This window comes from Aminobacter sp. P4_H6_2, assembly GCF_056400805.1.
Genome location: NZ_JBFUKO010000670.1, coordinates 1 through 2,803, shown reverse-complemented (window position 1 = coordinate 2,803; position 2,803 = coordinate 1). Strand labels below are relative to the sequence as shown.

The following is a 2,803-nucleotide window of genomic DNA, read 5'->3' as shown; positions in this document are numbered from 1 at the left end:
CCGGTGGCCTGCTCAATGATGAGGAAGTCCGCCGCGTCACTCACGTCGAGGCAGCGGCCTGACGGTTGTTGGCTTGACGCAAGATATGGAACGGGGCGCTTCGGCGCCCCGTTTGCGTTGTCGCCCGCGACGTCGGAACCGATTGCGAAGAAAACCTGCCAGGGCTATTTAGCGTCCATGACACAGACGACCTCGCAAGCTTGGCGTTTCAGCGACCTCGCCAATCCGACCCGCTTTATCGCACTGGTGGACAAGACCGTGCCCTGGCTTGCCGGGGCGTCGGTATTGGTGCTGGCAACCGGGCTCTATCTCGGCTTTGCCGCGCCCGAGGATTTCCAGCAGGGCAGCACCGTCCGCATCATGTACATCCATGTGCCTTTCGCCTGGCTCTCGATGATGTGCTATTCGGTGATGGCGATAGCCGCGCTTGGAACGCTTGTCTGGCGCCATCCGCTTGCCGACGTCGCGCTGAAGTCGGCGGCACCGGTTGGCGCCGTGTTCACTGCGCTCGCACTGCTAACCGGATCGATCTGGGGCAAGCCGATGTGGGGCACATGGTGGGTGTGGGACGCCCGGCTGACCTCGGTCTTCGTCCTTTTCCTGATGTATCTCGGCATCATCGCCCTGACCCGCGCGCTCGACGACCCGGCACGTTCGGCCCGCGCGGCAGCGGTCATCACGCTTGTCGGTTTTATCAACATCCCGATCATCAAGTTTTCGGTCGAGTGGTGGAACACGCTGCATCAGCCGGCTTCGGTGTTCCGTCTCGGCGGCCCGACGATTGATCCAAGCATGCTGTGGCCCCTGATGACGATGGCGCTTGGCTTTACCCTTTTGTTCTTCACTCTGCATCTTATGGCGATGCGCACCGAGATCTGGCGTCGCCGCGTCGTCGCCATGCGCCAGATTGCAGCGCGCAGGGCCGAGCGCCAGCAGGCCTGACTGCCCTGATGTAAAACAAGGAAGAGACCATGTGGCCGGATCGTCGAATTCTTGATCTTCTGGGCCTCGAACTTCCGATCYTTCAGGCGCCGATGGCTGGACCGGTCGATTCCGAGATGGTGATTGCCGTGTCGGAGGCCGGTGGCCTTGGCGGTCTCCCTTGCGCGCTGATGTCGCCGGAAAAGGCGCGCACCGAGCTCGGCATCATTCGCCAGCGCACCGCGCGGCCGATCAACATCAACTTCTTCTGCCACAAGCAGCCTGAGGACGATCCCGCGCGCGAAGCCGCCTGGAAGCACAGGCTCGAACCTTTTTACCTCGAACTCGGGCTTGATCCGGCAGCGCCCGCCCCGCGTTCGGCACGCGCGCCCTTCGATGCCGAGTTCTGCGAGATCGTCGAGAAATTCCGCCCCGAGGTGGTGAGCTTCCATTTCGGCCTGCCGGACGCCGCACTGCTCGACCGCGTCAAGGCGACCGGCGCCAAGGTACTGTCGTCGGCGACGACCGCCGACGAGGCGGTATGGCTGGAGGCGAGAGGCTGCGACGCTATCATCGCCCAAGGTGCCGAGGCCGGAGGTCACCGCGGCATATTCTTGACCGACGATATCGCCAACCAGCCCGGCACCTTCGCGTTGGTGCCACAGGTGGTCGATGCCGTCAAAGTGCCTGTCATCGCCGCCGGCGGCATCGCCGACGCGCGCGGCATCGTCGCGGCTTTCGTGCTTGGCGCTTCGGCGGTGCAGATCGGCACGGCCTATCTGTTCTGCCCCGAAGCCAAGGTAGCCGCTCCCCATAAGGCGGTGCTGCGCGCGGCGAAGGACGACCACACCGCACTGACCAATGTCTTCACCGGCCGCCCCGCGCGCGGCATCGTCAACCGCATCATGCGCGAGGTTGGCCCGATGTCGGATATGGCGCCTGCATTYCCGTTGGCGGGCGGCGCGCTGGCGCCGCTCAGGGCCAAATCTGAGCCGCTTGGTTCAGGCGATTTCATGTCGCTATGGTCGGGGCAGGCGGCTCGTTTCGGCCGCGAAATGCCGGCCGCCGAGCTGACACGAGTGCTCGCCGACGAAGCGCAGGCGCTGCTCGCCAAATTTGCCAGATAGAACTGCCCCGATTTGGGGCTACTTCGGCGTCAGCGTGCGCCGCACCGCATCGTGCCAGCCTTTCAGCTTGGCGGTGCGCAGGTTCGGCTCCATTTGAGGCGTGAACTGCCGGTTGAGCGCCCAGGCCTTGGAGAACTCCTTGGCCTTCGGCCAGACGCCGGCGTGAGAGCCGGCCAGCCATGCGGCCCCAAGGGCGGTGGTTTCGAGCACGGTCGGCCGGTCGACAGGCGCATCCAGGATGTCGGCCAGCCGCTGCATCGTCCAGTCGGAGGCGACCATGCCGCCGTCGACGCGCAGCACAGTCTTGCCGTTTCTGGTCTTCCAGTCCTTCTTCATGGCATCGAGCAGGTCCAGGGTCTGATAAGCGACCGATTCCAGCGCCGCGCGCGCGAACTCTTCAGGACCCGTATTGCGGGTCAGCCCATAGATCGCACCGCGCGCCTCGGCATCCCAATGCGGCGCGCCGAGCCCGACGAAGGCCGGCACCAGATAGACGCTCTGCGTGTCGTCGGCATGGGCCGCCAGCTCGCCGCTATGCTCGGCCTTGCCGATCACCTTGATGCCGTCGCGCAGCCATTGCACGGCGGCACCCGCAACGAAGATCGACCCTTCGAGCGCATAGGTCGTCTTGCCGTCGAGCCGGTAGGCGATGGTCGTCAACAGCCGGTTCTTGGAGCGGACGATGTCGCTACCGGTATTGAGGATGGCAAAACAGCCGGTGCCATAGGTGGATTTCATCATGCCCGGTTCGAAGC

3 protein-coding genes are annotated in these 2,803 nt (G+C 64.5%); 2 read left to right on the top strand and 1 reads right to left on the bottom strand.

Annotated elements, in window-relative coordinates; translation table 11 throughout:
• Window positions 1–177: 177 nt before the first annotated feature.
• Together AC1DUU_RS28380 and AC1DUU_RS28375 are read left to right on the top strand one after the other, a co-directional pair.
• The gene (locus tag AC1DUU_RS28380) at window positions 178–942 is read left to right on the top strand and encodes a heme ABC transporter permease (protein ID WP_476786673.1); all 765 of its coding nucleotides are present in this window, start codon (window positions 178–180) and stop codon (window positions 940–942) included.
• A 29-nt stretch (window positions 943–971) separates the two neighbouring features.
• Complete coding sequence (locus AC1DUU_RS28375; RefSeq protein WP_476786672.1) at window positions 972–2,048, top strand: NAD(P)H-dependent flavin oxidoreductase; 1,077 nt, start codon at window positions 972–974, stop codon at window positions 2,046–2,048.
• Between the two features lie 18 nt (window positions 2,049–2,066).
• Here AC1DUU_RS28375 and AC1DUU_RS28370 read toward each other — a convergent pair.
• A partial coding sequence (locus AC1DUU_RS28370; protein ID WP_476786671.1) for an FGGY family carbohydrate kinase occupies window positions 2,067–2,803 on the bottom strand: 737 nt, incomplete at its 5' end.

What these genes read in the sequence shown, in the direction of transcription:
- AC1DUU_RS28380 (WP_476786673.1), top strand. Translation starts at nt 178, where the DNA reads ATGACACAGACGACCTCGCAAGCTTGGCGTTTCAGCGACCTCGCCAAT.